The organism is Pseudomonas sp. GL_093, from assembly GCF_057837605.1.
This window is the reverse complement of the sequence record NZ_CM174448.1, coordinates 68,535-94,591: the sequence shown is the minus strand read 5'-3', so window position 1 is coordinate 94,591 and position 26,057 is coordinate 68,535. Positions and strand designations below refer to the sequence as shown.

General features: G+C 59.5%; 26 protein-coding genes. 18 read left to right on the top strand and 8 right to left on the bottom strand.

What is annotated here, in order from left to right:
* The first annotated feature begins 24 nt into the window (after positions 1-24).
* Positions 25-1,101, top strand: a complete 1,077-nt coding sequence (locus AC3IUE_RS00440; RefSeq protein WP_489264916.1) for an aminopeptidase — start codon at positions 25-27, stop codon at positions 1,099-1,101.
* 106 nt (positions 1,102-1,207) lie between these two features.
* Here the strand turns inward: AC3IUE_RS00440 and AC3IUE_RS00435 are convergent, their stop codons facing one another.
* Both AC3IUE_RS00435 and AC3IUE_RS00430 read right to left on the bottom strand, forming a co-directional pair.
* The gene (locus AC3IUE_RS00435; RefSeq protein ID WP_489264914.1) at positions 1,208-1,858 is read right to left on the bottom strand and encodes an HAD family hydrolase; all 651 of its coding nucleotides are present in this window, start codon (positions 1,856-1,858) and stop codon (positions 1,208-1,210) included.
* 26 nt (positions 1,859-1,884) lie between these two features.
* Positions 1,885-2,430 carry a gamma carbonic anhydrase family protein gene (locus AC3IUE_RS00430; protein WP_462000363.1) on the bottom strand — a complete coding sequence of 182 codons (546 nt, stop codon included), beginning with the start codon at positions 2,428-2,430 and terminating at the stop codon, positions 1,885-1,887.
* 62 nt (positions 2,431-2,492) lie between these two features.
* Between AC3IUE_RS00430 and prlC the strand changes: the two genes are divergently transcribed.
* Positions 2,493-4,571 carry an oligopeptidase A gene (gene prlC / locus AC3IUE_RS00425; RefSeq protein WP_489264911.1) on the top strand — a complete coding sequence of 693 codons (2,079 nt, stop codon included), beginning with the start codon at positions 2,493-2,495 and terminating at the stop codon, positions 4,569-4,571.
* Positions 4,568-4,855, top strand: a complete 288-nt coding sequence (locus AC3IUE_RS00420) for a YheV family putative zinc ribbon protein (protein ID WP_489264909.1) — start codon at positions 4,568-4,570, stop codon at positions 4,853-4,855. Before prlC ends, AC3IUE_RS00420 begins: the two co-directional genes overlap by 4 nt.
* A 173-nt stretch (positions 4,856-5,028) precedes the next feature.
* On the opposite strand, the gene AC3IUE_RS00415 is transcribed toward AC3IUE_RS00420, so the two are convergent.
* The gene (locus AC3IUE_RS00415) at positions 5,029-5,673 is read right to left on the bottom strand and encodes a phosphatase domain-containing protein (protein ID WP_056738397.1); all 645 of its coding nucleotides are present in this window, start codon (positions 5,671-5,673) and stop codon (positions 5,029-5,031) included.
* A 299-nt stretch (positions 5,674-5,972) separates the two neighbouring features.
* On the opposite strand from AC3IUE_RS00415, the gene AC3IUE_RS00410 reads away from it, so the two are divergent.
* The 6 genes from AC3IUE_RS00410 (at position 5,973) to AC3IUE_RS00385 (ending at position 13,537) form a co-directional block, all read left to right on the top strand.
* The gene (locus AC3IUE_RS00410; RefSeq protein WP_489264907.1) at positions 5,973-6,713 is read left to right on the top strand and encodes a gluconate 2-dehydrogenase subunit 3 family protein; all 741 of its coding nucleotides are present in this window, start codon (positions 5,973-5,975) and stop codon (positions 6,711-6,713) included.
* A 2-nt stretch (positions 6,714-6,715) separates the two neighbouring features.
* Positions 6,716-8,500: a GMC family oxidoreductase gene (locus AC3IUE_RS00405; protein ID WP_056738399.1), complete on the top strand. Its 1,785-nt coding sequence runs from the start codon at positions 6,716-6,718 to the stop codon at positions 8,498-8,500.
* 12 nt (positions 8,501-8,512) lie between these two features.
* The gene (locus tag AC3IUE_RS00400; RefSeq protein WP_056738401.1) at positions 8,513-9,817 is read left to right on the top strand and encodes a c-type cytochrome; all 1,305 of its coding nucleotides are present in this window, start codon (positions 8,513-8,515) and stop codon (positions 9,815-9,817) included.
* Between the two features lie 70 nt (positions 9,818-9,887).
* A complete protein-coding gene (locus AC3IUE_RS00395) occupies positions 9,888-10,946 on the top strand; it encodes a PA0069 family radical SAM protein (protein ID WP_201184450.1) in 1,059 nt (352 codons plus the stop codon).
* 242 nt (positions 10,947-11,188) lie between these two features.
* Complete coding sequence (locus tag AC3IUE_RS00390; protein WP_056738405.1) at positions 11,189-11,920, top strand: carbonic anhydrase; 732 nt, start codon at positions 11,189-11,191, stop codon at positions 11,918-11,920.
* Positions 11,921-12,010: 90 nt separating this feature from the next.
* Entirely contained in the window at positions 12,011-13,537 is a 1,527-nt protein-coding gene (locus AC3IUE_RS00385; protein ID WP_056738406.1) for a SulP family inorganic anion transporter, read from the top strand.
* Between the two features lie 120 nt (positions 13,538-13,657).
* Here the strand turns inward: AC3IUE_RS00385 and AC3IUE_RS00380 are convergent, their stop codons facing one another.
* Entirely contained in the window at positions 13,658-14,308 is a 651-nt protein-coding gene (locus AC3IUE_RS00380) for a hypothetical protein (RefSeq protein ID WP_046044861.1), read from the bottom strand.
* 371 nt (positions 14,309-14,679) lie between these two features.
* Between AC3IUE_RS00380 and coxB the strand changes: the two genes are divergently transcribed.
* From coxB to AC3IUE_RS00360, 4 genes are all read left to right on the top strand, one after another.
* Complete coding sequence (gene coxB, locus AC3IUE_RS00375) at positions 14,680-15,807, top strand: cytochrome c oxidase subunit II (RefSeq protein WP_046044862.1); 1,128 nt, start codon at positions 14,680-14,682, stop codon at positions 15,805-15,807.
* 82 nt (positions 15,808-15,889) lie between these two features.
* On the top strand, positions 15,890-17,482 hold the full coding sequence (gene ctaD / locus AC3IUE_RS00370; protein ID WP_056738410.1) for a cytochrome c oxidase subunit I: 1,593 nt from the start codon (positions 15,890-15,892) through the stop codon (positions 17,480-17,482).
* Positions 17,483-17,608: 126 nt separating this feature from the next.
* Positions 17,609-18,160 (top strand): cytochrome c oxidase assembly protein, encoded by a 552-nt coding sequence (locus AC3IUE_RS00365; protein WP_489264902.1) that lies wholly within the window; start codon positions 17,609-17,611, stop codon positions 18,158-18,160.
* Positions 18,161-18,185: 25 nt separating this feature from the next.
* A complete protein-coding gene (locus AC3IUE_RS00360; protein ID WP_489264900.1) occupies positions 18,186-19,073 on the top strand; it encodes a cytochrome c oxidase subunit 3 in 888 nt (295 codons plus the stop codon).
* Between the two features lie 3 nt (positions 19,074-19,076).
* Here the strand turns inward: AC3IUE_RS00360 and AC3IUE_RS00355 are convergent, their stop codons facing one another.
* A complete protein-coding gene (locus tag AC3IUE_RS00355; RefSeq protein WP_008064738.1) occupies positions 19,077-19,280 on the bottom strand; it encodes a twin transmembrane helix small protein in 204 nt (67 codons plus the stop codon).
* A 70-nt stretch (positions 19,281-19,350) separates the two neighbouring features.
* Between AC3IUE_RS00355 and AC3IUE_RS00350 the strand changes: the two genes are divergently transcribed.
* Genes AC3IUE_RS00350 through AC3IUE_RS00330 form a run of 5 tightly spaced genes read left to right on the top strand, consistent with a single transcriptional unit; the run spans position 19,351 to position 23,259 of the window.
* A complete protein-coding gene (locus AC3IUE_RS00350) occupies positions 19,351-20,091 on the top strand; it encodes an SURF1 family protein (protein ID WP_489264898.1) in 741 nt (246 codons plus the stop codon).
* Entirely contained in the window at positions 20,057-20,650 is a 594-nt protein-coding gene (locus tag AC3IUE_RS00345; protein ID WP_489264896.1) for a hypothetical protein, read from the top strand. Before AC3IUE_RS00350 ends, AC3IUE_RS00345 begins: the two co-directional genes overlap by 35 nt.
* A gap of 10 nt (positions 20,651-20,660) precedes the next feature.
* Positions 20,661-21,740 (top strand): COX15/CtaA family protein, encoded by a 1,080-nt coding sequence (locus tag AC3IUE_RS00340; RefSeq protein WP_056738415.1) that lies wholly within the window; start codon positions 20,661-20,663, stop codon positions 21,738-21,740.
* Positions 21,728-22,627, top strand: a complete 900-nt coding sequence (cyoE, locus tag AC3IUE_RS00335; RefSeq protein ID WP_056738417.1) for a heme o synthase — start codon at positions 21,728-21,730, stop codon at positions 22,625-22,627. Before AC3IUE_RS00340 ends, cyoE begins: the two co-directional genes overlap by 13 nt.
* Positions 22,624-23,259, top strand: a complete 636-nt coding sequence (locus tag AC3IUE_RS00330; RefSeq protein ID WP_046044869.1) for an SCO family protein — start codon at positions 22,624-22,626, stop codon at positions 23,257-23,259. The genes cyoE and AC3IUE_RS00330 overlap by 4 nt, the downstream gene beginning before the upstream one ends.
* 176 nt (positions 23,260-23,435) lie before the next feature.
* On the opposite strand, the gene AC3IUE_RS00325 is transcribed toward AC3IUE_RS00330, so the two are convergent.
* The 3 genes from AC3IUE_RS00325 to AC3IUE_RS00315 form a co-directional block, all read right to left on the bottom strand.
* On the bottom strand, positions 23,436-24,209 hold the full coding sequence (locus AC3IUE_RS00325) for a MetQ/NlpA family ABC transporter substrate-binding protein (protein WP_489264893.1): 774 nt from the start codon (positions 24,207-24,209) through the stop codon (positions 23,436-23,438).
* Positions 24,210-24,287: 78 nt separating this feature from the next.
* Entirely contained in the window at positions 24,288-24,962 is a 675-nt protein-coding gene (locus AC3IUE_RS00320; RefSeq protein WP_046044871.1) for a methionine ABC transporter permease, read from the bottom strand.
* Positions 24,962-25,969 carry a methionine ABC transporter ATP-binding protein gene (locus AC3IUE_RS00315; protein WP_056738424.1) on the bottom strand — a complete coding sequence of 336 codons (1,008 nt, stop codon included), beginning with the start codon at positions 25,967-25,969 and terminating at the stop codon, positions 24,962-24,964. The genes AC3IUE_RS00320 and AC3IUE_RS00315 overlap by 1 nt, the downstream gene beginning before the upstream one ends.
* Positions 25,970-26,057 lie beyond the last annotated feature (88 nt).

Sequence of the window (26,057 nt, the reverse complement as noted above, 5' to 3'; positions counted from 1 at the left end):
CAGACTCTCCAGGGATGATTCATTTTGATCAGGCCGCTTCCAAGCCTTGGGTTACTTGATCGCGTTTTACGCATTTTGTTTCCGGGTGTGTTGTTTTTGTTTCTCAACGGTTGCGCCGGCATCAGCTATTACGGCCAATTGGCCAGTGGTCAGCTGCAATTGCTGCGGGCACGCGAGCCGGTTTCCACAGTGATTGCCGATCCCGGTCGCGATCAGCTATTGCGTGCGCACCTGACTCAATCGCAAAAGGCCCGGACCTTCGCCAGCCAACAGCTGCATCTGCCGGATAACCAGAGTTACCGTTTGTACTCCGACATTGGCCGGCCGTTCGTAGTCTGGAACGTGTTTGCCACGCCGGAATTTTCCCTGTCACCACAGAACCATTGCTTTCCTATCGCCGGTTGCGTCGCCTATCGCGGTTATTACAGTCAGAGCGCGGCCCGCGGTGAAGCTGCGTTGCAACGATTGCAAGGTATGGACGTGTCGATCGGCGGCGTCGAGGCTTATTCGACGCTCGGCTGGTTCAACGATCCGATTATCAGTTCGATGATGGCCTGGGGTGACGAACGATTGGCCACGCTGATCTTCCATGAACTGGCGCATCAACGTGTTTATGTGAAGGACGACACCGAGTTCAATGAGTCTTTCGCCACCTTCGTCGAACAGGAAGGCACCCGCCAATGGCGTGCATTCCGCGGCCTGGCGCCAGACAGCGGCGCACAGGTGCAGCAACGGGACCAGTTCATTCAGTTGGTTCTGGATACCCGCACGCGACTCGAACGGCTGTACACCCTGCCCCTGCCCGCCGACCGGATGCGCCAGCGCAAAGCCGACGAGTTCGAACGATTGCGGGGTGAATACCGGCAGCTGCGCGACAGCCAATGGGCTGGGGACAAACGCTATGACGCGTGGATCAATGCGCCGATGAACAATGCCCGGCTGATGCCATTTGGGCTGTACGACCAATGGGTGCCGGCGTTTGCGGCGTTGTTCAGACAGGTGGGCGGGGATTGGGTGAAGTTTTATGCATCGGTCGAGAAGCTCGGCGCGTTGCCGGTTGCAGAACGTAAGGCGGCTTTGAAGGCATTGGCTGGAGCATAAAACTTCAGAGGCGGAGCGGGCCTCTTCGCGAGCAGGCTCGCTCCCACAACGGACTTGTATTCGCAGATCTAATGTGGGAGCGAGCCTGCTCGCGAAGGCGATTGAACTATCGCTGCAAAAACGCCTGATGCATCTCTTCCAGCGTCTCGAAGTGATAAGTCGGCGCTTCAGCGCTCAACTCTTCCCGACTGCCAAACCCGTAACCCACCGCCGCCGCATCCAGCCCATTGCTGCGCGCACCGATCAAATCGTGCTTACGGTCGCCGATCATCAGGGTGTTGGCCGGGTCCAGGCCTTCTTCGGCCATCAAGTGGGCGATCAGCTCGACTTTGTTGGTCCGGGTTCCATCCAGTTCGCTGCCATAGATCACTTTGAAGTGCTTGGCGAAGTCGAAGTGCCGGGCAATTTCCCGGGCGAAAATCCACGGTTTGGACGTCGCGATGCACAGCTGTCGCCCTTGCCCGCCGAGGGTTTCCAACAGAGGTGTGACGCCATCGAACACGCGATTCTCGTACAGGCCGGTGACCTTGAAGCGTTCGCGATAGAAGTTCACCGCTTCCCACGCCTTGGGCTCGTCGAAATCGTAGAACTGCATGAACGCCTGCAACAACGGCGGGCCGATGAAGTGTTCAAGTTTGGTCAGGTCGGGCTCATCGATGCCCAGTTTGCTCAAGGCGAACTGGATCGAACGGGTGATGCCCTCGCGTGGATCGGTCAGGGTGCCATCGAGGTCGAACAATACGGTTTGGTAATGCATGTTGAATCCTGAATAAGGGCGCAGGGTCAGAGCTGGTCGTAGCCTTCGGCCAGATGCAAATTCTTGAGCTTCACGTAGTTCGCCGCGCTGTAGGTGAAAAAGGCTTTTTCTTTGTCAGTCAGTGGCCGAATCTGCTTCACCGGGCTGCCCACATAAAGGAAGCCGCTTTCAAGGCGTTTGCCCGGCGGCACCAGGCTGCCAGCACCGATAATCACGTCGTCCTCGACCACCGCACCGTCCATGACGATGCTGCCCATGCCGATCAGAATCCGATTGCCCACGGCGCAGCCGTGGAGCATGACTTTATGCGCGATGGTCACATCATCGCCAATCAGCAACGGAAAGCCATCGGGATTGAACGGCCCGGCATGGGTGATGTGCAGCACACAGCCGTCCTGCACGCTGGTGCGCGCGCCGATACGGATGCGGTGCATGTCGCCACGAATCACCGTCAGCGGCCAGACCGAGCTGTCTTCGCCGATTTCGACGTCGCCGATCACCACCGCCGAACCGTCGACAAAGGCGCCTTTGCCCAGTAGCGGCGTGTGGTTCTGATACTTGCGAAGGGTCACGATAGGCTCTCTCTCTTTTGCTGATAGCTGCGGTGAGCGTCGATTGTAATTAAGATGGCGCAATGTTTCTTCCAGCCAAGGTGCCAAACGTGAGCGTGAACAACCCTCTTTTGCAGTCCTACGACCTGCCGCCGTTCTCGGCGATCCGGGCCGAACACGTGCAACCGGCCATTGAACAGATCCTGGCTGACAACCGCGCCGCCATTATCGAGATCCTCAAAGTCCAGGGCAAACAACCGACCTGGGCCGGCCTGGTGCTGGCGATGGACGAGCTGAATGATCGACTGGGCGCCGCCTGGAGCCCGGTCAGCCACCTGAATGCCGTGTGCAACAGCGCCGAATTGCGCGAAGCCTACGAATCCTGCCTGCCGGCCTTGAGCGCCTACTCCACCGAATTGGGCCAAAACCGCGAGTTGTTCGAGGCGTTCGAAGCGCTGGCTAACAGTCCCGAAGCTGCCGGTTTCGAGGTGGCGCAGAAAACTATCCTGGAACACTCCCTGCGTGACTTCCGTCTGTCGGGTATCGACCTGCCGGAAGCCGAACAAAAGCGTTACGCCGAAGTGCAGAGCAAATTGTCGGAGCTGGGCAGCCGCTTCTCCAACCAACTGCTCGATGCCACTCAGGCCTGGACCAAACACGTCACTGACGAAGCTACCCTCGCTGGCCTGACCAATTCGGCCAAGGCGCAAATGGCCGCGGCTGCACAGGCCAAAGGCCTGGAAGGCTTCTTGATCACCCTGGAATTCCCGAGCTACTACGCGGTGATGACCTACGCCCAAGACCGCTCCCTGCGCGAAGAAGTCTACGCCGCCTACTGCACCCGTGCGTCGGACCAAGGCCCGAATGCCGGTCAGAACGATAACGGCCCGGTCATGGAAGAAATCCTCGACCTGCGTCAGGAGCTTGCAAAACTCTTGGGCTTCGCCAGCTTCTCGGAGCTGAGCCTGGCCACCAAAATGGCCGAATCGAGCGATCAGGTACTGAGTTTCCTGCGCGATCTGGCCAAGCGCAGTAAACCGTTCGCCGCCCAGGATCTGGAACAGCTCAAGGCGTACGCCTCCGAACAAGGCTGCCCGGACCTGCAAAGCTGGGACAGCGGTTTCTACGGTGAAAAGCTTCGCGAGCAGCGCTACAGCGTTGCCCAGGAAGCCCTTCGCGCTTACTTCCCGATCGACAAAGTGCTGGGCGGTCTGTTCGCTATCGTTCAGCGCCTGTACGGCATTGAAATCGCCGAACTGAAAGGCTTCGACACCTGGCACCCGGATGTTCGCCTGTTCGAAATCAAGGAAAACGGCCAGCACGTCGGCCGCTTCTTCTTCGACCTCTACGCTCGCGCCAACAAGCGTGGCGGTGCCTGGATGGACGGCGCCCGTGACCGTCGCCGCACGATCAGCGGCGTATTGCAAAGTCCGGTGGCGAACCTGGTGTGCAACTTCACCCCGGCCGACAGCGGCAAACCGGCCCTGCTGACCCACGATGAAGTGACCACCCTGTTCCACGAATTCGGTCACGGCCTGCATCACCTGTTGACCCGCGTTGAACACGCCGGCGTATCCGGCATCAACGGCGTGGCCTGGGATGCGGTCGAGCTGCCAAGCCAGTTCATGGAGAACTGGTGCTGGGAGCCGGAAGGTCTGGCGCTGATTTCCGGTCACTACGAAACCGGCGAACCGCTGCCTCAGGACCTGCTGGAGAAAATGCTCGCCGCGAAGAACTTCCAGTCCGGCCTGATGATGGTCCGTCAGCTGGAGTTCTCGCTGTTCGACTTCGACCTGCACGCCACCCACGGTGACGGCCGCAGCGTGGCGCAGGTACTTGAAGGTGTGCGCGACGAGGTCTCGGTCATGCGCCCACCCGCCTACAACCGTTTCCCGAACAGCTTTGCGCACATCTTCGCCGGCGGTTATGCGGCGGGCTACTACAGCTACAAGTGGGCTGAAGTGCTGTCGGCGGATGCCTTCTCGAAATTCGAAGAAGACGGCGTACTCAACGCCGAGACCGGCCGTGCATTCCGCGAAGCGATCCTGGCGCGCGGTGGTTCCCAGGAGCCAATGGTGCTGTTCGTCGACTTCCGCGGACGTCCGCCGTCGATTGACGCACTCTTGCGCCACAGCGGCCTGAGTGAGGTCGCGGCAGCATGAGCGAGGGTCATGTGATCACGAAAAAGCGCTTTATCGCCGGGGCTGTCTGCCCGGCCTGCAGCGAGCCGGACAAGTTGATGATGTGGAACGAAGACGAAGTTCCGCACCGCGAGTGCGTGGCCTGCGGTTATTCCGACACGTTGAATGAACAAGGCCTGTCGGTACCCAAGGAATTGGGCACGCGGGTCAACACCTCGGCGCTGAAGGTGCCGGACGCCAAGGTTCAGGCCGTGCAGTTTTTCCCGAACCCGAAGCTGAAGAAAAAGCCTGACGAGCAACACTGAGTCAACTCCACCTTCCACTCCTGAACGGATTGGAAGGTGGTATCTATCTACCACCTTTCCCCTGCGCTTCCTTTATAGGCTGACCACATTCAGCCTCTACTCAAGGAAGACGCCATGCCCGATACCCATCCGCTTTTGCAGGCCCAGAGGCCATTGCCCGCGGAGGTAACGGTTTACTCGACGTGGGCCGATTTGAACCAGCTCTTCATCGAACAACTGGCGAACGGGCTCGTGCTGCAATCGCCGTTGGCCAGCGCGGTGCGGAGCTTGTCGACATCAGCCTGCATCATGTAACGGACGCCGTCCTTGAAATGAGTGCTGTCACCAAAGCCGCCCTGGGTCATTTCGTTCAGGGCGTCTTCCTTGCTCCAACCCTGCACCACGACCCGGTACATGGCCGCCATCAGGCCCGTGCGGTCCGAACCATGCTTGCAGTGCATCAGCACCGGTCCCTTGGCTTCGGCAGTCTGGATCGCGCGAAGGGCCTTGAGTACATCCGCATCATCCACATGGTTGGTGCGATAGGGCAGCTGTACCTGTGCGATCCCTGGTGTCGACAACCAGCTGGAGTCCGACTCGGGCAGGAAAGTGATAACGGTCCCGACCTTGAGTTTTTCCAGTAACGGCACGGCGCCGCTGTCGGGCAATGCACTGCGATAGAGCGTCGGGGACATTTTGAAGAGGTTGTATTGCACCTCGACCGATTGAGCCCACTCCGCAGGTCGGGGCAACGCACTGTCGTCGGCAAGGGCCGGCGTCAGGTTCAACAGTGCGGCCAGCGACAGGCAGATCGCTGGGATAAAACGCGATAGAGACATGCTCGGGGTGACCGTTCAGGAGAATTGGGAAGATGACGGCCCAGCTTCCCCCCCGAGCAGTCAAAGGCCTGTGAGCCGTCTGTCAAAGAATCGTGAATCGGCCGATCGCTTTCGTCGCAAAACCGAGGTTTTTCAGCTGAATCGGTTCATCTTTATGCTTAGCCTGCTACCATTTGTTTCTCCATATTACCGATGCGCCCTATTGCTCCCCGCTTGCTGGCGATCTTCATCGGTGCCAAAACGAAAAGTCGTCCTGCGAGACGGCTGAAAAACCGCTATGCCTGATGAGGTGCCACCCTATGTCCGATCAAGATCGAGACAACCCGCGGCGTGAGTTTTTGCGCAAATCCCTGACCTTGATCCCGGTGGTCACCGTTGCCAGCACCGGTCTGGGCAGCACGGTCCTGATGGCCGCGCCCGAAGCAGCCCCGGCCAGCTCCGGCAAAGCGCCGGTCAGCACCAGCACCTATGAACCCGGCTACTTCACCGCCGAAGAATGGACGTTCATCCAGGCGGCTGTCGCGCAGCTGATTCCGAGCGATGCCCAAGGGCCAGGCGCCCTGGAAGCCGGTGTCCCCGAATACATCGACCGCCAGATGAACACGCCTTACGCGGCCGGCGCGCTGTGGTTCATGCAGGGACCGTTCAACGCAGACGCGGCTCCGGAAATGGGCTGGCAGAGCAAACTGGTGCCCAAAGAGATTTATCGCCTGGGCATCGCCGCCACGGATGCTTGGTCGAAAGCGTTCAACGGTAAAGTATTTGCCGAGCAAGACAGCGCTACCCGAGACGATTTGCTCAAGCAACTCGAGGTCGGAAAACCTCAGTTCGACAGTGTTCCAGCGAAGATTTTCTTCAACCTGCTGCTGCAAAACACCAAAGAAGGGTTCTTCTGCGACCCGATTCACGGCGGCAATAAAGGCATGGTCGGCTGGACCATGATCGGCTTCCCCGGCGCCCGCGCCGATTTCATGGATTGGGTGGAACGCAACGAGCAATACCCCTTCCCGGCAGTTTCGATTCGCGGCGAGAGGGCGTAAGCATGGCAACGGTAATGAAGAAGGTCGACGCAGTGATCGTCGGTTTTGGCTGGACGGGCGCGATCATGGCCAAGGAGCTGACAGAAGCCGGCCTGAATGTGCTGGCGCTGGAGCGCGGGCCGATGCAGGACACTTACCCCGACGGCAACTATCCACAGGTGATCGACGAACTCACCTACAGCGTGCGGAAAAAACTCTTCCAGGACATTTCCAAAGAGACCGTGACCATTCGCCATAGCGTGAATGACATCGCGCTGCCGAACCGCCAACTCGGCGCCTTCCTGCCCGGCAACGGTGTCGGCGGTGCCGGTTTGCACTGGTCCGGCGTGCACTTTCGGGTCGACCCGATCGAGTTGCGCATGCGCAGCCACTATGAAGAACGCTACGGCAAAAGCTTCATCCCCAAGGACATGACCATCCAGGACTTCGGCGTCAGCTATGAGGAGTTGGAACCGTTTTTCGATTACGCCGAGAAGGTTTTCGGCACATCGGGTCAGGCCTGGACGGTGAAGGGTCAGTTGGTCGGTGAAGGCAAGGGCGGCAACCCGTACGCGCCGGATCGTTCGAATCATTTCCCGCTGGAGTCGCAGAAGAACACTGTTTCCGCACAGCTGTTTCAGAAAGCGGCCACCGCAGTAGGTTACAAACCCTACAACTTGCCCTCGGCCAATACGTCAGGCCCCTACACCAACCCCTATGGCGCACAGATGGGCCCGTGCAACTTCTGCGGTTTTTGCAGCGGCTATGTCTGCTACATGTATTCCAAGGCATCGCCGAACGTAAACATTCTGCCGGCGCTCAAACCGCTGCCCAATTTCGAGCTGCGGCCCAACTCCCACGTACTGCGGGTCAATCTCGACAGCACCAAGAGCAAGGCGACAGGCGTGACCTACATCGATGGCCAGGGCCGGGAAATCGAGCAGCCGGCAGATCTGGTGATCCTCGGTGCCTTCCAGTTCCACAATGTGCGGCTGATGTTGCTTTCGGGTATCGGCAAACCGTATGACCCGATCAGTGGCGAAGGCGTGGTCGGCAAGAACTTCGCCTACCAGAACATGGCCACCATCAAGGCCTACTTCGACAAAGACACCCACACCAATAACTTTATTGGTGCCGGCGGTAACGGCGTGGCGGTGGACGACTTCAACGCCGACAACTTCGATCACGGCCCCCATGGTTTCGTCGGCGGCTCGCCGATGTGGGTCAACCAGGCCGGCAGCCGACCAATCGCAGGCACATCCAACCCGCCAGGCACCCCGGCCTGGGGCAGTGCCTGGAAACGTGCCACCGCCGATTACTACACCCATCAAGTGTCGATGGATGCCCACGGCGCGCATCAGTCCTACCGCGGCAACTACCTCGATCTGGACCCGGTGTACCGCGATGCCTACGGCTTGCCGCTGTTGCGGATGACCTTCGACTGGCAGGAAAACGACATCAAGATGAACCGCTTCATGGTCGAGAAAATGGGCAAGATCGCCGAAGCGATGAGCCCCAAGGCCATCGCCGTACTGGGCAAGAAAGTTGGTGATCACTTCAACACCGCGTCTTACCAGACCACCCACCTCAACGGTGGCGCGATCATGGGCACCCATCCGAAAACCAGCGCCCTGAACCGTTACTTGCAGAGCTGGGATGTGCATAACGTTTTCGTCCCTGGTGCATCAGCTTTCCCACAAGGTCTGGGCTACAACCCTACCGGTCTGGTGGCAGCGTTGACCTACTGGTCGGCCCGGGCGATCCGCGAGCAGTACCTGAAAAACCCCGGCCCGCTGGTTCAGGCTTAAGGAGCGATGACCATGAAAGCACTTGTTATCGCGACCCTGGCGCTGCTCGGTTGTGGCTCGATCAACGCCGCAGAAATCGATCAAAACCTGATCAAACAAGGCGAGTACCTCGCCCGCGCGGGTGACTGCGTGGCTTGCCATACCGCCAAGGACGGCAAGCCGTTCGCCGGCGGCCTGCCGATGGAAACGCCGATCGGGACGATCTACTCCACCAATATCACGCCGGATAAAACCGGCCTGGGCAACTACAGCTTTGAGGATTTCGACAAGGCCGTGCGCCATGGCGTCGCCAAAAACGGTAGTACGTTGTACCCGGCGATGCCCTATCCGTCCTACGCCAGCGTCAACGAACCCGACATACAAGCCTTGTACGCCTACTTCATGCATGGCGTGGCGCCTGTCGCTCAGGAGAACAAGGCCAGCGACATTCCCTGGCCTTTGAGCATGCGCTGGCCGCTTGCGGGCTGGCGCTGGATGTTTGCCCCGGCTGTGGCGGACTACAAAGCGGCACCCGGCGAAGATGCCGTGGTCAGTCGTGGGGCTTATCTGGTCGAGGGCCTCGGACATTGCGGTGCGTGCCATACGCCGCGTGCCCTGACCATGCAGGAAAAAGCCCTGAATGCAGGCGAAGGCAGCGCATTTCTGTCAGGCAGTGCACCGCTTGAAGGCTGGATCGCGAAAAGTCTGCGCGGCGATCACAAAGACGGCCTCGGGAGCTGGAGCGAAGAGCAACTGGTGCAGTTCCTCAAGACCGGTCGCAGTGATCGCAGCGCAGTGTTTGGTGGCATGAGTGATGTGGTGACGCACAGCATGCAGTTCATGACCGACAACGATCTGACCGCGATTGCCCGTTACCTCAAATCCTTGCCGGCGAATGATCCCGACGATCAGCCGCACCAGTACGACAAACAGGTAGCACAGGCGCTGTGGAACGGGGACGACAGCAAGCCTGGCGCTTCGGTGTACATCGACAACTGCGCGGCCTGTCACCGTACCGATGGCCATGGCTACACCAAAGTGTTCCCGGCGCTGGCGGGCAACCCGGTGTTGCAGTCGGAGGATCCGACGTCACTGATTCACATCGTGCTCAAGGGCGGTACCCTGCCGGCGACTCACACGGCACCTTCGACCTTTACCATGCCGGGATTCGCCTGGCGCTTGTCGGATCAGGAAGTGGCGGATGTGGTGAGTTTCATCCGCGGCAGCTGGGGCAACGGCGGCTTGCCGGTCAAGGCGAGCGAGGTAGCAGACCTGCGCACGGATGATATGAAGACCACGTCGGCCGACGATCTGGGGCAAGTCACCCGGAAGAACTGACTGCCCAGCGGCACTAGCCAGATGAATAACGCCTCTATACTGTATATAAAAACAGTACAGAGGCGTTTTCATGTCCACCCCTCTTCCCCCTCGCGGTCGCGGCACCGCCACCAACCCGCACAACCGTTTCGCGCCGAATCGCTCGGTGGCCGAGGATGACGGCTGGTATCAGGAAGCGCCGATCACCCAAGGCACCGAGGTGCGCATCGAAACGGCGAAAACCATCATCACTCGCAACAACTCGCCGGACTTGCCCTTCGATCGTTCGATCAATCCCTATCGCGGCTGCGAGCATGGCTGCATCTATTGCTACGCGCGGCCCAGCCACGCTTATTGGGACATGTCGCCAGGGCTGGATTTCGAAACCAAACTGATCGCCAAGACCAACGCCGCCGATGTGCTGGAAGAACAACTGTCCAAGCGCGGCTATCAATGTGCGCCGATCAATCTGGGCTCCAATACGGATCCTTATCAGCCGATCGAGCGCGAACACAAAATCACCCGCAAAACCCTCGAAGTGCTGCTGCGCTATCGCCATCCCGTGACCATCATTACCAAGGGCTCGCTGATTCTTCGGGATCTGGACCTGCTGGTCGAACTCGCCGAGCAAAGGCTGGTGGCGGTGATGATCAGCCTCACCACCCTGGACGACGAGCTCAAACGCATCCTCGAACCGCGTGCCGCTGCACCCAAGGCTCGGTTGCGGGCGATCCGCGTGATGCGTGAAGCGGGAATTCCGGTGGGCGTTCTGTGCTCGCCGATGATTCCGATGATCAACGACAGCGAACTCGAAAGCCTGCTCACCGAGGCTCATGCCGCAGGGGCGCAAAGTGCGGCCTACATGATGCTGCGCCTGCCACTGGAAGTTGCCCCGCTGTTCGAAGAATGGCTGGCGGCCCACTATCCTCAGCGTGCCGCTCATGTGTTGAGCCTGATTCGTCAGAGCCGTGGTGGCGAGCTCTACGACAGTCGCTTCGGTGCCAGGATGCGTGGCGAAGGGCCGTTTGCCGATCTGCTGGCGCAACGCTTTGCCAAAACCATCAAACGCCTGGGGCTCAATCGTCGGGAAGGTTTCAATCTGGACTGCGAAGCCTTCTGTCCGCCGGGTCGCCAAATGTCGTTGATTTGAGGACAATTGGCCTATGGTTGAGTAGGGTGAAATGCACTTTGCCACTACGCCGGTCACGTTTTTTGTGACCTGGAACACACGTTCTAGAGCGTTTTATTCAGTTTGAGTTAAGTTTCAGCCGCTACCTTGTTCATCGAGTGACTGATGGGTCGAGATGCTCGGCCTGGATGTTTTTAAACAGCCACTGGCTTCACACCGGACAAAACGGGAAAATTCCCTGACTCCGCCAAAGAGGATGAATCATGAGTGACAAGGATAAACAGCCGTTGGCTGCGTCGGCTTCAGCCCAACCCGAGGCGGAAACCGCCGATGCAGCGCTGCAGCATATCGTTGACGGCTTTTTGCATTTTCATCACGAGGTTTTTCCACAGCAGGAAGAACTCTTCAAAAAACTCGCCACGGCCCAGAGCCCCAGGGCGATGTTCATCGCCTGCGCCGATTCGCGCATCGTTCCTGAGCTGATCACCCAAAGCTCCCCCGGCGACTTGTTCGTCACCCGTAACGTCGGCAACGTTGTGCCGCCTTATGGGCAAATGAACGGCGGTGTTTCCACGGCGATCGAATACGCCGTTCTGGCCCTCGGCGTGCAACACATCATCATCTGCGGGCACTCGGACTGTGGCGCGATGCGCGCAGTGCTCAACCCGCAAAGCCTGGAAAAAATGCCAACGGTCAAAGCCTGGTTGCGTCATGCCGAAGTGGCAAAAACCATGGTCCAGGAAAACTGCCATTGCGCTGACGAAAACGAAAGCATGCACGTCCTCACCGAGGAGAATGTGATCGCCCAGCTGCAGCATTTGCGCACGCACCCGTCGGTTGCCTCGCGCATGGCCAATGGTCAGCTGTTTATCCATGGTTGGATCTACAACATCGAAACCAGCGAAATCAGAGCTTACGACGCGGACAAGGGGTGTTTCCTGCCGCTCGATGGCAGCCATCCGATTCCGGTGGCGACGCCCAAAGCGCGCTTCTAAATCTTCCTAAATTACTGTGTGGTTTAGCCGAGGCTGCTGATCAAGCAGCCCGGCTTCGCCACGCCTGAAGAAAACTTCGGGAGAGTCACCATGCGTGCTGCTCAACTTAAAGCTGTTCTGCCACGGGAGCTGCTGGCGTCCGTGGTTGTGTTTCTCGTCGCCCTGCCCTTGTGCATGGGCATCGCCATCGCCTCGGGGCTGCCGCCGTCCAAAGGCTTGATCACCGGGATCATCGGTGGCCTGGTGGTGGGCTGGATTGCCGGTTCGCCACTGCAAGTCAGTGGCCCGGCGGCCGGTTTGGCGGTTCTGGTGTTCGAACTGGTACGCCAGCACGGCATCGACATGCTCGGGCCAATCCTGTTGCTGGCCGGTTTTCTGCAGCTGGTGGCTGGGCGTTTGAAGCTGGGCTGCTGGTTTCGGGTGACGGCACCGGCCGTGGTCTACGGCATGCTCGCCGGGATTGGTGTACTGATCGTGTTGTCACAGGTGCATGTGATGCTCGACGCCGTGCCCAAGCCCTCAGGGCTGGATAATCTGGCAGCCTTCCCGGCTGCCGTCGCCCAGGCCTTGCCGTCCTTGGGTTGGCAAGCCGGTTTGCTCGGGCTATCGACGATTGCGGTGATGTGGCTGTGGGAGAAATTTCGCCCCCATTCCCTGCGCTTCATTCCCGGCGCACTGCTGGGTGTAGGCCTGGCGACTGTCGCCAGCCTGGTGCTCGCCTTGCAGGTCAAACGAGTGGAGGTCCCGGCCAACCTGGCGGAAGCCATCGACTGGCTGAAACCCGCAGATTTACTCAACCTCGCTGACCCGACGCTGCTCATTGCCGCATTTGCCGTGGCGTTTATCGCCAGCGCCGAAACCCTGCTTTCGGCCGCCGCGGTGGACCGCATGCACAGCGGCCAGCGCTCGGACTTCGACCGGGAATTGTCAGCTCAAGGCGTCGGCAACATGCTCTGTGGTCTGCTCGGCGCGCTACCGATGACCGGCGTGATCGTGCGCAGTTCGGCCAACGTCCAGGCCGGCGCCACCACGCGACTGTCGACGATCTTCCACGGCCTGTGGTTGCTGGCTTTCGTGTTGCTGCTGTCCAGCGTACTGCAAAGCATCCCGGTAGCGAGTCTGGCGGGTGTTCTGGTTTACACCGGCTTCAAACTGGTCGACCTCAAGGCCTTCCGTGGTCTGGGCCGTTATGGGCGGATGCCGATGTTCACCTACGCGGCAACAGCCCTGGCGATCATCTTCACCGACCTGCTGACCGGCGTGCTGATCGGCTTCGGCCTGACCTTGGCCAAACTGGCCTGGAAGGCTTCGCGGCTGAAAATCAGCCTGATCGATTTGCCCAAGGACGGCGAAATGGAGCTGCGATTGATAGGTGCAGCGACCTTCCTCAAAGTGCCGGCGCTGACTCAGGTTCTGGGGACCATTCCGGCAGGCGCGACGGTGCATGTGCCGCTGAATAACCTGAGTTACATCGATCACTCGTGTCTGGAGTTGCTGGAGGAATGGGGTCGGGCCAATGCGGCCAAGGGATCAAAACTGTTGATTGAAGCGCGGGGGTTGAAGCGCAGGTTGGAAGGGCGGTTACGTACCACCACCGGAGTAGGTTCGGCTGCATAGAAAACAATGTGGGAGCGAGCTTGCTCGCGATGGCGATTGGTCATTCAACATTCATGTCGACTGACACACCGCAATCGCGAGCAAGCTCGCTCCCACAGGGGGATTGTGTTGATCAATGGATCAAGCCGCTGGCTGATCCAGTTCCAGGCCCACGCCTAACCGGCGCGACATGCACGGCCAGCGCTTCCACGCAGCGCCAGTGTCCGGGCTGCTTAGCTTTCCACGGTAGGCTTCCACCGACTCCAGCGCGAAGCTTTCGTCGTCGAGCATCTCGTCCACGGCGTGATGTACAGCCTCATCCAGTTGGTTGGCGAACTCCTCACCGATCAGTTGGTGGGCAATCAGGTTGGCGACAGTCATGTCCAAGGGGATCAGTGGCTGGCCAAAATGCTTGATGTACAGGTCATTGACCTCTTCGACAAAACGGTGCGCCAGATAGGCTTCGTCCAGCAGGCTGTCGAGCCCGATGTGCCCAGCCATTATCGTCGGCGGCTGGAGGAAGTACTGTTCGGCAATTTTCAGCACCGGTTTGATCTGTGACTCGATACCCGCTTCCCTGGCAACTTCATTGGCTGCATCCAGCAGATCAGGAACTTCATCGATGTAGGCGGCGACAAAACGCGTCAGCACACCATTGGCGTCCGCTTCCGGCAATTGGATGGATGGGTGTAGATGAGGCAGTTTGCTTTCCAGCTGACGAGTCAGCAGGCCGGTTTCAGCTTCGTGTTGTTGGGCTTTTTGGATCTGCTCGCGCAATGCGGCGGTGTTCATGAAAACTCCAGGAAACAAAGGCAATGAAATAGGGAAGACATAACTTAGCTGGCATACGAAAAATGCTAAGACGCATTTGTCATAATTATTTCATCCTTGAGACATCAAAGTTATATCGGTTTGCCACCACTCGTCTGCATCCTTCTCCATTCGTGCCCTGGAACGCAAGTCCCACCTGTTTCAGATGATTTACGCCCTCACATTGCGAGGTGGCAGTCGCTGTCTATACTCGGGTGGGAATGGAGTTAGCTGATGACGCCCGACTGCACACGCAGCAAGGCTCGGCGATTCAAGTTCGTAGTCTGAAAAAGCCGCTCCCTTGCCGCAGGTGAAAGCCGGCGGGATAACAAGAACGATAAGGGGAACCCGCAATGATGCGACATCCACACGTCTGGATGGGCCTCCTGTTGTGGTCGATTTTCAGTCAGGCACAAGCGGCCTGGACTGTGAATATGGCGCCGGGAGCGACTGAAATCAGTCACGCAGTATTTGACCTGCACATGACCATTTTCTGGATCTGTGTAGTGATCGGCATCATCGTCTTCGGCGCCATGTTCTGGTCGATGATTCTCCACCGCCGCTCGACCGGGCAGGTGGCCGCAAAATTTCATGAAAGCACCACCGTTGAAATCCTCTGGACCATCGTGCCCTTCCTGATCCTGGTGGCCATGGCGGTTCCCGCGACCGCAACCCTGATCAAGATGTACGACGCCAGTGAGCCGGATATCGATATCCAGGTCACCGGCTATCAGTGGAAGTGGCACTACAAATACCTGGGCCAGGACGTTGAGTTCTTCAGCAACCTGACCACGCCCGCCGATCAGATCCACAACAAGGAAGCCAAGAGCGAGCACTACTTGCTTGAGGTCGATAAGCCTTTGGTGCTGCCGATCGGCGCCAAGGTGCGCTTCCTGGTGACTTCCGCCGACGTCATCCACTCCTGGTGGGTGCCGGCTTTTGCGGTCAAGCGCGATGCGATTCCGGGGTTCGTCAACGAAGCCTGGACCCGCGTCGACAAGCCCGGCATCTACCGCGGTCAATGCGCCGAATTGTGCGGCAAGGACCACGGCTTCATGCCGATCGTGGTCGAGGTCAAGGAAAAGGCCGATTACGAAAAATGGCTGGGCGAGCGCAAGGCTGAAGCCCTGCAGCTCAAAGAGTTGACCAGCAAGGAATGGACCCTCGACGAGCTTAAAGAGCGCGGCGACAAGATCTACCACACCACCTGCGTCGCCTGTCACCAGGCCGAAGGTCAGGGCCTGCCGCCGATGTTCCCGGCACTTAAGGGCTCGAAAATCGCCACCGGACCGAAAGAAGGACACCTGAGCCTTGTCTTCCACGGCAAGCCCGGCACCGCCATGGCGGCGTTCGGCAAGCAGCTTTCGGAAGTCGATATCGCAGCGGTCGTGACCTACGAACGTAACGCCTGGGGCAACAACAAGGGCGACATGGTCACCCCTAAAGAAGTGCTGGAGCTGAAACAGGCGGAAAGCAAATGACCCGGTCTATTGCGCACGTAAGGAACCAGTCGGGGCATCGCGCCCCGGCCTGCCCAGCCCATCTGTTTGCAGGAGACAGGACATGACTGCTGTCGTCGATGACCATGTTCATACCGGCACCGCCCACGCCCACGGCCCCGCCAAAGGCCTGATGCGCTGGGTACTGACCACCAACCACAAGGATATCGGCACGCTGTACCTGTGGTTCGCGTTCTCCATGTTTTTGCTCGGCGGCTCGTTCGCGATGGTGATTCGTGCCGAGTTGTTCCAACCGGGACTGCAAATCGTCGAACCGGCGTTCTTCAACCAGATGACCACCATGCACGGCCTGGTGATGGTCTTCGGTGCGGTGATGCCGGCCTTCGTCGGCCTCGCCAACTGGATGATCCCGTTGATGATCGGCGCGCCGGACATGGCCCTGCCACGGATGAACAACTTCAGCTTCTGGCTATTGCCGGCGGCGTTCATCCTGTTGATATCGACCCTGTTCACCCCCGGCGGTGGCCCGAACTTCGGCTGGACGTTCTACGCCCCGCTGTCGACGACCTACGCACCGGAAAGCGTGACGTTCTTCATCTTCGCCATCCACTTGATGGGGATCAGTTCGATCATGGGCGCGATCAACGTGATCGCCACCATCCTCAACCTGCGCGCCCCCGGCATGACGTTGATGAAAATGCCGCTGTTCGTCTGGACCTGGCTGATTACCGCGTTCCTGCTGATCGCGGTGATGCCGGTACTGGCCGGCTGCGTGACGATGATGCTGATGGACATCCACTTCGGCACCAGCTTCTTCAGTGCCGCCGGTGGCGGTGACCCGGTGTTGTTCCAGCACGTGTTCTGGTTCTTCGGTCACCCCGAGGTGTACATCATGATCCTGCCGGCCTTCGGTGCCGTCAGTTCGATCATTCCGGCCTTCTCGCGCAAGCCGCTGTTTGGCTACACCTCGATGGTCTATGCGACGGCGAGTATCGCGTTCCTGTCGTTCATCGTTTGGGCGCACCACATGTTCGTGGTCGGCATTCCGTTGGTGGGCGAGTTGTTCTTCATGTACGCCACGCTGCTGATCGCGGTGCCGACTGGCGTGAAGGTGTTCAACTGGGCCAGCACCATGTGGCAAGGCTCGCTGACCTTCGAAACACCGATGCTGTTTGCGGTGGCGTTCGTGATCCTGTTCTCCATTGGCGGGTTCTCCGGGCTGATGCTGGCCATCGCCCCGGCGGACTTTCAGTACCAGGACACCTACTTTGTGGTCGCGCACTTCCATTACGTACTGGTGCCTGGAGCCATCTTCGGGATCTTCGCCTCGGCCTACTACTGGATGCCGAAATGGACCGGCCATATGTACGACGAAACCCTCGGCAAGCTGCACTTCTGGCTGTCGTTCATCGGCATGAACATGGCGTTCTTCCCGATGCACTTCGTGGGGCTGGCGGGCATGCCGCGGCGGATTCCCGACTACAACCTGCAATTCGCCGACTTCAACATGGTGTCGTCGATCGGCGCGTTCATGTTCGGCGCCACGCAGATCTTCTTCCTGTTCATCGTGATCAAGACCATCCGTGGCGGCCCGCCAGCACCGGCCAAACCGTGGGATGGGGCTGAAGGTCTGGAATGGAGCGTCCCGTCACCGGCGCCGTATCACACCTTCACCACGCCGCCGGAAGTGAAATGAACAGCTTTGCCTTTGTGGGAGCGAGCCTGCTCGCGAAGAACGATGACGCGGTCTGTCTGTTAAACCGCGGCGTCTGCTTCGCGAGCAGGCTCACTCCCACAGGGTTCTCGGCGGAGGTTGGAAATCATGGCTGACTCGATATCACTGAAGAAACTGGTCACGCGCCTGCTGTTGGTGGTGGTGGCGATGTTTGTCTTCGGGTTTGCCCTGGTGCCGATCTACGACGTGATGTGCAAGGCGTTCGGCATCAACGGCAAGACCGGCGGGCAGTACGAGGGCGAGCAAACGGTCGACACCTCGCGGCAGGTCCGCGTGCAGTTTCTGTCGACCAATGCCGCCGACATGTCCTGGGACTTCTATCCCAAGGGCGATGAACTGGTGGCGAATCCAGGAGCGGTGAACGAGATGATTTTCATCGCCCATAACCCGACCGATCGCCCGATGAGCGCCCAGGCGGTTCCGAGCATCGCGCCCAGCGCCGCGGCGGCGTACTTCCACAAGACCGAGTGTTTCTGCTTTACCCAGCAAGTGCTGCAGCCCGGTCAACGGATCGAGATGCCGGTACGTTTCATCGTTGACCGTGACATGCCCAAGGATGTGAAGCACCTGACGCTGTCTTACACGCTGTTCGATATCACCGCCCGACATCCACCGGTGGCTGTAAATACTGGCGGCTGAGCGTGCCCGATAAGGAGAACAATAAATGGCAACTCATGAACATTATTACGTACCGGCCCAGAGCAAATGGCCGATCATTGCCACCGCCGGCATGTTCACCACCGTGTTCGGCCTGGCCACCTGGTTCAACGACCTGAAGGCGGCGCGGCCGGAGTCCCACGGCCCGCTGATCTTTTTCGTCGGAGGCCTGCTGGTGGCCTACATGCTGTTCGGCTGGTTCGGTACGGTGATCAAGGAAAGCCGCCAGGGGTTGTACAGCGCCCAGATGGATCGCTCGTTCCGCTGGGGCATGAGCTGGTTCATCTTCTCGGAGGTGATGTTCTTCATCGCCTTCTTCGGCGCGCTGTTTTATGTGAGAAACATTTCCGGCCCGGCACTCGGTGGTGAAGGGGCCAAAGGCATCGCTCATATGCTTTGGCCAAATTTCCAGTTTGCGTGGCCATTGCTGCACACCCCTGACCCGAAACTCTTTCCGCCACCCAAGGAAGTCATCAGTCCCTGGGGCCTGCCGCTGCTCAATACCATTTTGCTGGTGAGCTCCAGCGTCACCGTGACCATCGCCCACCACGCCTTGAAGAAAGGTCATCGCGGCGCGCTGAAAATCTGGCTGGCGCTCACCGTGTTACTGGGCTGCGCGTTCCTTGGTTTTCAGGCCGAAGAATACATGCATGCCTACCACGAACTGGGCCTGACCCTGGGTTCGGGCATCTACGGCGCGACCTTCTTCATGCTCACCGGCTTCCACGGTGCCCACGTGACCATCGGCACCATCATCTTGTTTGTGATGTTGATGCGGATCATGCGCGGGCACTTCGACGCCGAGCACCAGTTCGCGTTTGAAGCGGCGAGTTGGTACTGGCACTTCGTGGACGTGGTGTGGATCGGGCTTTTCGTTTTCGTCTACGTGCTCTGAGGCTTACCAAGGTGCGTGCGACACCAACTGGCCGCTGAAAAAACCCCAGGCAATCAAGCCGACGGTAATGGCGGCCAGCGCAACACGAACACTCAAGGCAATGACGAGGCGGTTCGAGCTGCTGTCGTCCTTGACCAGAAAAAACAGGCCGCTGAACAGGCTGACAACCGTGGCAATCAGCATCAGGACGATGGCTGCTTTGAGCATGGTGAGACTCCGGGGGAAAGGCGATGCACTTGAGTATAGCTATCGCGACTACCGACTTTCTGGCGACGCCATGAAGCGTTTCCGGCCGGGCATCGTGCCGACCCTGGTGGTCGCGGTGTTGTTGCCCATGCTGGTGTCACTCGGGTTCTGGCAATTGAGCCGGGGCGCAGAGAAAAGCGCGCTGCTGCAAAGTTACACCGAGCGCCGTGCCGCTGAACCGATGGCCAGCACCGAGCTGCAACCCACCGCAGATCCAGCCTTTCGCCGCGTTCACCTGCACGGCCAGTTCGATGCCGCCCACAGTTTGTTGCTGGATAACCGTCAGCGCGACGGCAAGGTTGGCGTCGAACTGCTGCAACCGTTTCAGGATCAGGCGACCGGGCTCTGGCTGCTGGTCAATCGCGGCTGGCTGCCGTGGCCGGATCGCCGCACCCCACCGCAATTCACCACACCGACTCAGGCCCTGAGTCTCGTTGCCTGGGTCTACGTCTCCCCCGGCGCCACCTTCCAATTGCACGCCGACCCGAACACCACGACCTGGCCACAACTGGTTACCGCAGTTGAACCAGCCAAGCTCTGGACGGCGCTGGATCGCGAAGGTTTTGCCTACGAATTACGCGCAGAAAGCGGTCCCGCGACTTACCAGGCTGACTGGCCGGTAGTCGCCATGGGACCGGAAAAACACCTGGCTTATGCCGTGCAGTGGTTCGCCATGTCGATCGCCCTGTTCGGCCTCTATCTCTATCTCGGCTGGCACAACGCAAAGGAGAAACACCATGGGAGCGGCCATGAATCCACCCAGCATGTCTGAGGCGAAATCGCCGGCGAGTCGGCGCAAAGGTCGCTTGCAGTTACTGCTGATCCTGCTTGGGGTGATCGGTCCGATGATCCTCGCCACCGGCATGTACAAATTGCAGTTCTGGGTGCCGGAAGGTCGCAGCTATCACGGCGAACTGATCGGCAACGGCCAGACCCGCGCCGACCTCGGCGTCCAGGCGCAGGAGGATCGTTGGCAGATACTGGTGACCGCGCCCAAGGATTGCTCGGTGGACTGCCAGCAACTGGTGTACCTGGCGCGGCAGATCCAGATCGGCCTCGGCCGTGATGCCGGGCGCGCCAGTCATGCCTTGGCTGCGGCACAACCGCTGAGCAGTGAATACGACGCCAAGCTGACGCGCGAGTATCCTCAATTACAGCGTTATCCACTGAATTTGACCGACTTCCATAAGACCGCCGGCGACCAGTCAGTGCCGCAGCTGTGGATCATCGATCCGCATGGCAATCTGGTGCTGCGCTACGACCCGACGGTGAAGGGTAAGGATCTGCTCAACGACCTGCGCCATTTGCTGAAACTGTCGAACATCGGATAAGGGCATCGTCATGGCCAAACCTGGATTTCGCCTCGCGCTGTTTGCCACCTTGCTGGCACTGATTGTGGTGTTGCTCGGCGCCTACACCCGCCTGACCCACGCCGGCCTCGGCTGTCCGGACTGGCCGGGTTGCTATGGCTTTATCAGCGTACCGAAAAGCGAAGTTCAATTGGCCCATGCCGAACTGCATTTTCCCGACGCTCCCGTCGAAGCCCATAAGGGCTGGAACGAGATGGTTCACCGCTATTTCGCCGGCACGCTGGGGCTGTTGATCTCGGTATTGGCCGGTCGCGCCTGGGTTCATCGTCGTCATCCGGGGCAGCCGGTGAAGTTGCCGTTGTTTCTGCTGGCGGTGGTGTTCGCCCAGGCAGCGTTCGGCATGTGGACGGTGACGCTCAAGCTCTGGCCGCAAGTGGTCACCGGGCATTTGCTCGGCGGCTTTGCGACGTTGAGTCTGTTGTTTTTGCTGACGTTGCGATTGTCCGGCGTGTTGCCGGCGCTGACCGTACCACGTCGTTTGCAGTACTGGGCGACCGCCGGGTTGCTGCTGGTGATTCTGCAAATTGCCTTGGGTGGATGGGTCAGTTCCAACTACGCGGCGGTGGCCTGTATCGACTTCCCGACCTGTCATGGGCAGTGGTTGCCGCCGGCGGACTTCGCCAACGGTTTTCACCTGACTCAACACATCGGCCCCAATTACCTCGGCGGGCAACTGGACAGCGATGCCCGCACCGCGATTCATCTGACTCACCGCATCGGCGCTTTGCTGGTGACCCTGGTTTTGCTGGGGCTGGCCTGGCAGCTGAAGGTGGTCGGCATGACGCGGCTGGCCGGGTTGGTGCTGATCGCACTCGCCGCACAAATCACCCTCGGCATCAGCAATGTGCTGTTTCACCTGCCGCTGCCAGTGGCCGTCGCGCACAACGCGGGCGGCGCGGCACTGTTGCTGACGATGGTGCTGGTCAATTATCACGCGCGAACCAGTCTGGTTCGGGTCAAGCAGCAACCCCCTGCACGCTGGCGGTTCAGCCCGCGTAAACACTCAGCCGGGCCCATAACAATAAAAGGAGAGATGCCATGGCGACTCTGATCGGCGCACGTCACAGTCAGGCGATCTGGCGTGACTACCTGGAACTGACCAAACCGAAAGTGGTGGTGCTGATGCTCATCACCTCGCTGGTCGGCATGTTCCTCGCGACCCGCGCCGGGGTGCCGTGGACGGTGCTGGTGTTCGGCAATCTGGGGATCGCCTTGTGTGCCGGTGGTGCGGCAGCTGTCAATCATGTGGTGGACCGACGCATCGATGCGGTCATGGCCCGCACGCACAAACGTCCCCTGGCCGAAGGTCGAGTGTCACCGGCGGCCGCGCTGACGTTTGCCTTGGTATTGGCGGTGCTTGGGCAAGCCGTACTGCTGGCCTTCACCAATCCACTGACGGCGTGGCTGACCCTGGCCTCGCTACTCGGCTATGCGGTGGTCTACACCGGTTTCCTGAAACGCGCGACGCCGCAAAACATCGTCATCGGCGGACTGGCCGGCGCCGCCCCGCCACTGCTCGGCTGGACCGCCGCCACCGGCCACGTCAGCGCCGAACCCCTGCTGTTGGTGTTGATCATCTTCGCCTGGACCCCGCCGCACTTCTGGGCGCTGGCCATTCACCGTAAAGAGGAATACGCCAAGGCCGACATTCCGATGCTGCCGGTGACCCATGGCGAGCACTACACCAAGGTCCACATCCTGCTTTATACCTTTGCGCTGCTGGCCGTCAGCCTGATGCCGTACGTGATCCACATGAGCGGCGTGCTCTACCTGATTTGCGCGCTGGGACTGGGCGCGAGGTTTCTGCAATGGGCCATCGTGCTGTACCGTGGCACTCGGCCGCACGCGGCGATCAACACGTTCAAGTACTCTATTTACTACTTGTTCCTGCTGTTTATCGCGCTGCTCGTAGACCACTACTTACTGTTGAACCTATGACTCGAACCCAGAAAACCGTCTTCATCCTCGTTGCCCTGATCGCGCTGGTCCTGGGCCTGACCATCAACAAAGTGCTGTCTGGAAAAGGCCAGGGCGACCCGACGGCTCTGATCGATGCCGGGATCATTCTGCTACCGCAAAGCCGCAACCTGCCGAACGTGACGATGACCGACCAGAACGGCAAACCGGTGGCGGTCAATGAGCTGAAAGACAAATGGTCGCTGCTGTTCTTCGGCTACACCTTCTGCCCCGACATTTGCCCGACCACCCTCGCCCAGTTGCGTCAGATCAAGAGCGAACTGCCGCCGGAAGCGGTGGATAAGTTGCAGATCATTCTGGTCAGCGTCGACCCGAATCGCGACACGCCCCAGCAGCTCAAGCAGTACCTGGGCTATTTCGATCCGCAATTCCAAGGGCTGACGGCTTCGTCGGTTGAAGACATTCAGAAACTGGCCAACGCGGTGAGTATTCCGTTCATTCCGGCGGACACCAGCAAGCCGAACTACACCGTTGACCACAGCGGCAACCTGGCGGTGATCGGGCCGGACGGGACGCAGCGAGGGTTCATTCGGGCGCCGTTGAACAACGTGAAATTGGTGGCGCAGTTGCCGGTGATGCTTAACCGCAAATAATTAACACCGCATACCCCTGTAGGAGTGAGCCTGCTCGCGATTGCAGTCTGACATTCAACATCAATGTTGGCAGTGATGGCGCTATCGCGAGCAGGCTCGCTCCTACAGGGGATGGTGTTTCAGGCATAAAAAATGGGGCGCATTCAATGCGCCCCATTTTTCGTTAAAGCTTCAGATCAGAACGCCGGCACGACCGCGCCTTTGTACTTCTCGAGGATGAAGGCTTTCACTTCCGGGCTGTGAAGGGCAGCAATCAGCTTCTTCATCGCTTCGCTGTCCTTGTCGTCTGGACGGGCAACGAGGATGTTCACGTAAGGCGAGTCGCTGCCTTCGATGACCAGCGCGTCCTTGGACGGATCAAGCTTGGCTTCCAGCGCGTAGTTGGTGTTGATCAGCGCCAGGTCGACCTGGGTCAGCACGCGCGGGATGGTCGCGGCTTCCAGTTCACGAAATTTCAGGTCCTTGGTGTTCTCGGTGATGTCCTTGACGGTCGCGAGGATGTTGTTCGAATCCTTCAACTTGATCAGGCCAGCCTTCGCCAGCAGCAACAGCGCACGGCCGCCGTTGGTGGCGTCGTTCGGGATAACCACGTTGGCGCCGCCTGGCAGTTCGGTCAGCGCTTTGTACTTGCTGGAGTAAGCGCCCAGCGGTTCCAGGTGCACACCGGCAACGGCCACCAGGTTGGTGCCCTTGGCCTTGTTGAATTCATCGAGGTACGGCTGGTGCTGGAAGAAGTTGGCGTCCAGACGTTTTTCGGCCACCTGCACGTTCGGCTGAATGTAGTCGGTGAAGACTTTGACCTTCAGGTCCACGCCTTCTTTGGCCAGGGCCGGTTTCACGAATTCGAGGATTTCTGCGTGCGGAACCGGGGTGGCCGCGACGGTCAGGGTTTCATTGGCCTGGGCAGAGAACGCCGCAACGGCTGCGAGCGCTACGAGTAGTTTTTTCATTCAGCTAACTCCTTGTGCGGCGCCGGTCTTCGACGCCTGCCAGCGAATGGCCGGCTCAATTGTCATTTACGGGACTCTTTATTTCCTGGAGAAGTGCACAACCAACTTATCGCCAACGGTTTGCAGCACCTGGACCAGCACCAACAGCAACAGCACCGTCACGACCATCACATCGGGCTGGAAACGCTGGTAACCGAAACGGATCGCCAGGTCACCCAAACCACCCGCGCCGACCACACCTGCCATCGCCGTGTAGGACACCAGTGTAATGGCTGTCACCGTAATCGCCGCGAAGATGCCCGGGCGGGCTTCCGGCAGCAAGGCATTGGTGATGATTTGCCGGGTCGTCGCGCCCATGGCCTGGGTCGCCTCGATGATGCCGCGATCCACTTCACGCAGGGCGGTTTCCACCAGCCGCGCAAAGAATGGCGTAGCGCCCACCACCAGCGGCGGAATCGCACCGGCGACACCGAGGGACGTACCGGTGATCAACACCGTGAACGGAATCATCACAATCAGCAGAATAATGAACGGCAGCGAACGCAGGATGTTCACCATCAGCGACAACATTGCGTAGACGCCTTTGGCTTCCAGCAACTGACGCGGGCTGCAGAGGAACAACAGCACGCCCAGGGGCAGACCGAGCAAAACGGTGAACAACAGCGAACCGAAGAGCATCAGAAAGGTATCGCCGGTGGCCAGCCAGATTTCGAACCAGTCGATATTGACGAAGAAACTTGCCAGGACTTCCATCAGCGCAGCACCTCCATGTGGACGTCAGCTGCGGTGAAGTGGGCGAACGCCGCTTCCATGTCGCCACCGGTAACGGCCAGGGTCAACTGCCCGTAGGGCACGTCTTTAATGCGGTCGATACGACCGGCCAGGATGCTGTAGTCCACACCCGTTTCACGAGCGACGGTACCCAGTAGCGGTGCGTAGGTCGCTTCGCCCTGGAAGGTCAGACGCACGATACGGCCCGGCACGTGAGCGAAGTCGTCGCGCTGTTCGCTTTCGTCGATCTGCTCGTCTTCTTGCACGAAGCGTTTGGTGGTCGGGTGCTTCGGATGCAGGAACACCTCGGCCACCGAACCTTGCTCGACGATCACGCCAGCGTCCATCACCGCGACCTGGTCGCAGACCCGGCGGATCACGTCCATCTCGTGGGTGATCAACACGATGGTCAGCTTCAGCTCGCGATTGATCTCGGCCAGCAATTGCAGGACCGACGCGGTGGTCTGCGGGTCCAGTGCGCTGGTGGCTTCGTCGCACAGCAGGATTTTCGGCTTGGTTGCCAGGGCGCGGGCAATGCCGACGCGCTGCTTCTGGCCACCGGACAACTGCGCCGGGTACTTCTTGGCGTGGTCGGACAGGCCGACCCGCTTCAGCAATTCGGCCACACGACGGTCGATCTCGCTGCGCGACAGTTCACCGGCCAGGGTCAGTGGCAGCGCGACGTTGTCGGCCACGGTCTTGGACGCCAGCAAGTTGAAGTGCTGGAAAATCATCCCGACTTGCTGACGGAAGCGTCGCAGGCTGTTGGCGTCGAGCGCGGTGACTTCTTCGCCGTCGACAAATATCTTGCCGCCACTGGACTCTTCCAGGCGATTGATCAGACGCAGCAGGGTACTTTTTCCCGCACCGGAATGGCCGATCAGACCGAAGACCTGACCGTTCTCAATCGTCAGACTGGTCGGATGCAGGGCGGGAATATCCTTACCGGCGACGCGGTAGGTTTTGTGGACGTTTTGAAACTCGATCACGTAGCGAACCTTGTGGGGCGCGTTGGAAAAGGATCAGCGGTTAGCCGGGCGCGCATTTTAGCCTGTCCGTATAGAGGTTATTAGCATT